6 protein-coding genes are annotated in these 5,527 nt (G+C 63.5%); 5 read left to right on the top strand and 1 reads right to left on the bottom strand.

Annotated features, from left to right (window positions below; translation table 11 throughout):
- The 5 genes from DBR12_RS15900 to hemW form a co-directional block, all read left to right on the top strand.
- Positions 1-972: serine/threonine-protein kinase (locus tag DBR12_RS15900; RefSeq protein WP_233244593.1), on the top strand; the 972-nt coding region annotated here is incomplete at its 5' end.
- An 82-nt stretch (positions 973-1,054) separates the two neighbouring features.
- Complete coding sequence (locus DBR12_RS15895; RefSeq protein ID WP_108618148.1) at positions 1,055-1,957, top strand: PP2C family serine/threonine-protein phosphatase; 903 nt, start codon at positions 1,055-1,057, stop codon at positions 1,955-1,957.
- A gap of 120 nt (positions 1,958-2,077) precedes the next feature.
- Complete coding sequence (gene rph / locus DBR12_RS15890; RefSeq protein WP_108618147.1) at positions 2,078-2,812, top strand: ribonuclease PH; 735 nt, start codon at positions 2,078-2,080, stop codon at positions 2,810-2,812.
- 49 nt (positions 2,813-2,861) lie between these two features.
- The gene (gene rdgB / locus DBR12_RS15885; protein ID WP_108618146.1) at positions 2,862-3,461 is read left to right on the top strand and encodes an RdgB/HAM1 family non-canonical purine NTP pyrophosphatase; all 600 of its coding nucleotides are present in this window, start codon (positions 2,862-2,864) and stop codon (positions 3,459-3,461) included.
- Between the two features lie 14 nt (positions 3,462-3,475).
- On the top strand, positions 3,476-4,726 hold the full coding sequence (hemW, locus tag DBR12_RS15880; protein WP_199226708.1) for a radical SAM family heme chaperone HemW: 1,251 nt from the start codon (positions 3,476-3,478) through the stop codon (positions 4,724-4,726).
- A 75-nt stretch (positions 4,727-4,801) separates the two neighbouring features.
- Here the strand turns inward: hemW and DBR12_RS15875 are convergent, their stop codons facing one another.
- On the bottom strand, positions 4,802-5,131 hold the full coding sequence (locus DBR12_RS15875) for an I78 family peptidase inhibitor (RefSeq protein ID WP_233244590.1): 330 nt from the start codon (positions 5,129-5,131) through the stop codon (positions 4,802-4,804).
- Between the last annotated feature and the right edge of the window lie 396 nt (positions 5,132-5,527).

Here is a 5,527-nt window from a genome sequence, read left to right as displayed (position 1 = left end):
GGCGGGTACCGCGTGGTGCGCCGGTTGTCTTCCGGCGGTTTTGGTGTGGTCTATCTCGCCCTGGATGCTGAAGGCCAGCAAGTCGCCATCAAGGAGTACCTTCCCTCGTCGCTGGCCACCCGCGCGCCCGGTGAGCTGCTGCCCAAGGTGCCGTCTGAAAAGCTCTCGCTTTACCGCCTGGGCCTCAAGAGTTTCTTTGAAGAAGGCCGAGCGCTCGCGCAAATCTCGCATGCCTCGGTTGTGAGCGTGCTCAACTTCTTCCGCGAGAACGAAACCGTCTACATGGTGATGAACTACCTGGAGGGCGCGACCCTTCAAGACTTCATCATCACTGCGCGCGACCTGAAAACACAGAAGGTCTTCCGCGAATCCACCATCCGCTCGCTGTTCGATGAGGTGCTTCGCGGGCTTCGCATCGTGCACCAGCACAAGATGCTGCATCTTGATATCAAGCCAGCCAACATCTTCATTACTGACGACAACAAGGCAGTGATGATCGACTTTGGCGCTGCGCGCGAGGTGCTGTCCAAAGAGGGCAACTTCATACGCCCCATGTACACCCCCGGTTTTGCAGCACCCGAGATGTACCGTCGCGATTCGTCCATGGGCCCTTGGACCGATATTTATGCCATAGGGGCATGCATCTACGCCTGCATGCAGGGCTTTCCGCCCAATGAGGCGCCCCAGCGCATTGACAAGGACCGCCTTTCGTTGGCGTTGACCAAGCTGCGTGGCGTGTACTCCGACAACCTTATCGAGGTGGTGGAATGGTGCATGGCGCTCGATCCACTGTCGCGCCCGCAGTCGGTGTTTGCGCTGCAAAAGGAATTGAGCCGCGAAGGCGAGCGCCGCTACACCAAGCTCTCGGTGGCTGAAAAAATGCGCCTGCAGCTCGATACCCTTGTGTCCGACACCAAGAAGAATGTGCAGAAGGTGGGCGAAGCCACCGGTATCGGAGTCAAACCCAAATGAACACGGTGCACGCAAGGCAAGTTCAGGCGCGACACTACCCTTTTCACGATGCCCTGGAGCATCCTTGTTTGCGTGAGTCACTATGAAGTTCTCCGTATTCCAGATCAGCCGCCGCGGTGGCCGCGAGAAGAACGAAGACCGCATGGGCTATTGCTACACGCGCGAATCGTGCCTGTTTGTGCTGGCCGATGGCATGGGCGGGCACCCCGAGGGCGAGGTCGCGGCGCAGATTGCATTGCAGACCGTTTCGGCGCTGTTCCAGCGCGAGGCCAAGCCGCTGCTCAAAGATGCTCAGGAGTTTCTGTCTGGCGCGCTGCTGGCTGCGCACCACCAGATCCTGCGTTACGCCACTGACAGGGGCATGCTCGACACACCGCGCACCACGCTGGTTGCAGCTGTGTTGCAGGCGGGAACCGCCACCTGGATTCACTGCGGTGACTCGCGCCTGTACATGGTGCGCGACGGAGACCTGCTCACCCGCACGCGCGACCACTCGTACATGGAGCTGCGCAACAACCCGCCGCCGGGGTTGGAGCGCATCAACCGCAACGTGCTGTTCACCTGCCTGGGTTCGCCGACCAAACCCATCTACGACATCACCGGCCCTGTGTACCTGGAGCAGGGTGATCGCATCCTGCTGTGCTCCGACGGCCTTTGGGGCACCCTCAGTGACGACGAGATTGCCAAGCAGCTCTCGCGCAACGCGGTGTCGCATGCCGTGCCCGACCTGGTCGAAGATGCCTTGCGCAAGGCTGGCGACAGCAGTGACAACGTGACAGTGGTGGCGCTGGAGTGGGAAACCCCCGACGCATTCGAGTCCACCCAGGGTGTGTCCACCGACAGCATCAGCGAAGACGTGTTTGCATCCACCATCCAGGCGGGGCCGCTCGATGGGCTGGTGGACGACCTGGACGACGCGGCCATCGAGCGCTCGATTGCAGAAATCAACGAGGCAATTCGCCGCTCTGCCGCTCGAAAAGCCTGACGGACTGGTCTGGGCCGCACAGCCCGTGCAGCGCGCAGGAGCCTGCTATCTGATTGTTTCCGTTTTCTGGCGCGCGCCTTGGGCGGCGCGTGGAAAGCATTCTCCGGACACCAAAAAAACATGACCACATTCCTTCGCACCGGCGACCGCGCCGCAGACCAGTTGCGCCCCGTGCGCATCACCCGCCGCTACACCATGCATGCCGAAGGCTCGGTGCTGATCGAGTTTGGCAACACCAAGGTGTTGTGCACCGCTTCGGTCGAAGAGCGCGTGCCCCCGCACAAACGCGGCAGTGGTGAGGGCTGGGTCACTGCCGAATACGGCATGCTGCCGCGCGCCACCCACAGCCGCAGCGACCGAGAGGCCGCGCGTGGCAAACAGACCGGCCGCACGCAAGAGATTCAGCGCCTCATCGGCCGCAGCCTGCGCGCTGTGTTCGACCTGAAGCTCTTGGGCGAACGCACCATCCAGCTCGACTGCGACGTGATCCAAGCCGACGGCGGCACGCGCACCGCCGCCATCACCGGCGCCTGGGTGGCGGCCCAAGATGCGGTCAACCAGTTGCTGGCTAGCGGCAAAATTACCCAGTCTCCACTGCTGCAGCCCGTGGCCGCGATATCGGTTGGCATCGTGAAGGGCACGCCGCTGCTGGACCTGGAGTATGTGGAAGACGTGGATTGCGACACCGACATGAACGTGGTGATGACGGGTGCCGGCCACTATGTGGAGGTGCAGGGCACGGCCGAGGGCGTGGCTTTTACCCGTGCCGAAATGGACCAACTGCTGGGCCTGGCTGAAAAGGGCATTGCCAAGCTGGTGCAGCTGCAGCAGCAAGCCCTTCAGGATGCTCACTAATTGATAGCAACTTGAGCTTGCTGATCGCGCGGAAGAGGCTATTTTGACTATGAAAATTGTTCTTGCATCCAACAACCGTGGCAAGCTGGCCGAACTGCAGTCCATGTTCGCCCCGCTGGGCGTAGAACTGGTGCGCCAGGCCGACCTGGGTGTAGGTGAGGCCGATGAGCCCTTCCGCACTTTTGTGGAGAACGCTCTGGCCAAAGCGCGGTTTGCGTCCGAGCACACGGGCCTGCCAGCGCTGGCCGACGATGCTGGCATGTGTGTGGATGCCTTTGGCGGCTTGCCGGGCGTCGATACCGCCTACTACTGCACCCAGTTCGGCTACGAAAAAAGCGACGACAACAACGTGCGTGCCCTCCTGGAGCAGATGCAGGGTGTGGCCAACCGCCGCGCCGCCATGGTCAGCACCCTGGTCGCCGTGCGCAGCCCGCAAGACCCCGAGCCGCTGATTGCCGTGGGCCGGGTGGTGGGTGAGATCACCACCGAACCCCGGGGCACCAACGGCTTTGGCTTCGACCCCGTGATGTTCATCCCCGAGTTCGGCAAGACCTTTGCCGAGCTGCCGGTTCACGTCAAAAACGCCCACAGCCACCGTGGCCGCTCGGCCGCGCAGATGCTGGCATTGATGCGCGAGCGTTGGTTGTAGAGGAGACACTGAACGTGGCTCATATTCCGATCACGCCGCAGGCAGAGGCTGAGCCCGCTGTGGTGCGCGACATCCAGCACTACATGCGCCCCGGTCTGCTGCAGCTGCCCAGCCTGCCGCCGTTGTCGCTGTATGTGCACCTGCCCTGGTGCCTCAAGAAATGCCCCTACTGCGATTTCAACTCGCATGAAGCCCGCAGTGGGGAGGGCGTTGATGGTGGCGTGCCCGAGCAGCGCTACATCGATGCCCTGATGGCCGACCTGGAGGCGGCGCTGCCCCTGGTCTGGGGCCGCACGGTGCACAGCATCTTCATTGGTGGCGGCACGCCCAGCCTGTTTTCGCCAGCGGCCATCGACCGGCTGATTGGCGACATCCGTGCCCGCCTACGGCTGGAGTCCGACTGCGAAATCACGCTGGAGGCCAACCCCGGCACCTTCGAGAAAGACCGCTTCCGCGCCTTCCGGGCGGCGGGTGTCACGCGGCTGTCGGTGGGGGTGCAGAGCTTCAACGACCAGCACCTCAAGGCCCTGGGCCGCGTGCACGACCGCAGCCAGGCCTTGGCGGCGGTGGAGGAGGCCGCCGGGTCGTTTGACACCTTCAACCTCGACATCATGTATGCGCTGCCGGGCCAGACGCATCAAGAGCTGGAGCAGGATCTGAGCACGGCGTTGGCCTTCAAGCCGCCGCACATCTCCATCTACCACCTCACCATCGAGCCCAACACCTACTTCGCCAAGTTCCCTCCGGCCATCCCAGAAGACGACCAGGCCTACGCCATGCTGGACCGTATTACCGAGATGACGGGGCAGGCCGGCATGGCGCGCTACGAAATCTCGGCCTATGCGCAACCGGGTCACCAGTGTTTCCATAACACCAACTACTGGCAGTTTGGCGACTACCTGGGCATTGGCGCGGGCGCGCACAGCAAGCTCAGTTTTGCGCACCGCGTGGTGCGCCAGGTGCGCTTTCGCGACCCGGGCCGCTACATGGAGAACGCCCTGGCTGGTCGGGCCGTGGCGCAGGACGAAGACGTGCGCCGGGCCGATTTGCCGTTTGAATACATGCTCAACGCCTTGCGCCTGCGCGGTGGTTTTGCGCTGCAGGATTTCATGGACCGCACGGGTTTGCCCCTGACGACCATCGCCAAGGGCTTGAAGGCGGCCGAGAGCAAAGGCTTGATCGAGCGCGACCTGACCCATGTGCGCCCGACCGAGCGGGGCTTTGATTTTCTGAGCGACCTGCAGGAGCTGTTTCTGGCGGACTGACCGGGGCTGCCGCCGATGCCAGGGCGCCTCTCTTGGCGCGGATGGTGCTGCGCGCAGCGCACCTCCCCCGCGTGGTCAGCCGCAGCGCACCGCCTGAATGCGGCCGTTGGCGTCCACCTCCAGGTTGAGCCGCTGCGCGTTGAACTCCTTGGTGATGATCTGGCCGGGGCGCAGGATGCGGGCCATCTGCGCACCCGACCGTGCCCGGGCCCACTCCACCACCGACGCCGTGCTGCTCTGCCCCACCACCGACTGGGCTGGCTGGGCGTTGCACAGGCTGCCAGGCGCGGGTTCTGCAGGCGCCGCGCTGCCAGAGGGGGCGGTGGGCTGGCCTTGGCTGGCGCAACCCGTCACCAGCGCTGCGACCACCAGGCTACCGGAGATGCCGGAAGGGATATTTATCACGGACGAGGCTCCTGAAAGCAAGGCCCTCACCATACCGGAAGGCCTGTGAGCGTGGGTGAGCACACGTAACGCAGCTGCAACGCCGGAGTCCTTGTCCGTGGTTGTGGTCGCTCAATGCAAGACGAGAACATGGTGGCTGGCTGTAGATGGCTGCGCGCTTCCTCGCGCGGGATTTGCTCGTCGAAGGCTCGCAAGCCAGCCAGGCCGCATGCGGTTGACAGGCCCGTCGTTGGAGGTATCGCCGCCCTGTCATCAAGGATGCCGCGCATTTCATCCAACGCAGCGCCGGTATCGGCATCGTGGCATCGTGATGCCCTCTGCTGAGGCAATGAACGCCAAAGAGGCGATCCACCTGACAGGCGTCCGTGCGTATCTGGCGAGCACACACGGGCGCGG

Source organism: Acidovorax sp. HMWF029 (assembly GCF_003060895.1).
Classification (GTDB): Bacteria; Pseudomonadota; Gammaproteobacteria; order Burkholderiales; family Burkholderiaceae_C; genus Acidovorax.
This window is presented reverse-complemented; position numbering and strand designations above follow the sequence as displayed.

Excerpts from the sequence above, each read along its gene's own strand:
- rph (WP_108618147.1), top strand. The coding sequence starts at position 2,078 with ATGACCACATTCCTTCGCACCGGCGACCGCGCCGCAGACCAGTTGCGC.
- rdgB (WP_108618146.1), top strand. The coding sequence starts at position 2,862 with ATGAAAATTGTTCTTGCATCCAACAACCGTGGCAAGCTGGCCGAACTG.
- DBR12_RS15895 (WP_108618148.1), top strand. The coding sequence starts at position 1,055 with ATGAAGTTCTCCGTATTCCAGATCAGCCGCCGCGGTGGCCGCGAGAAG.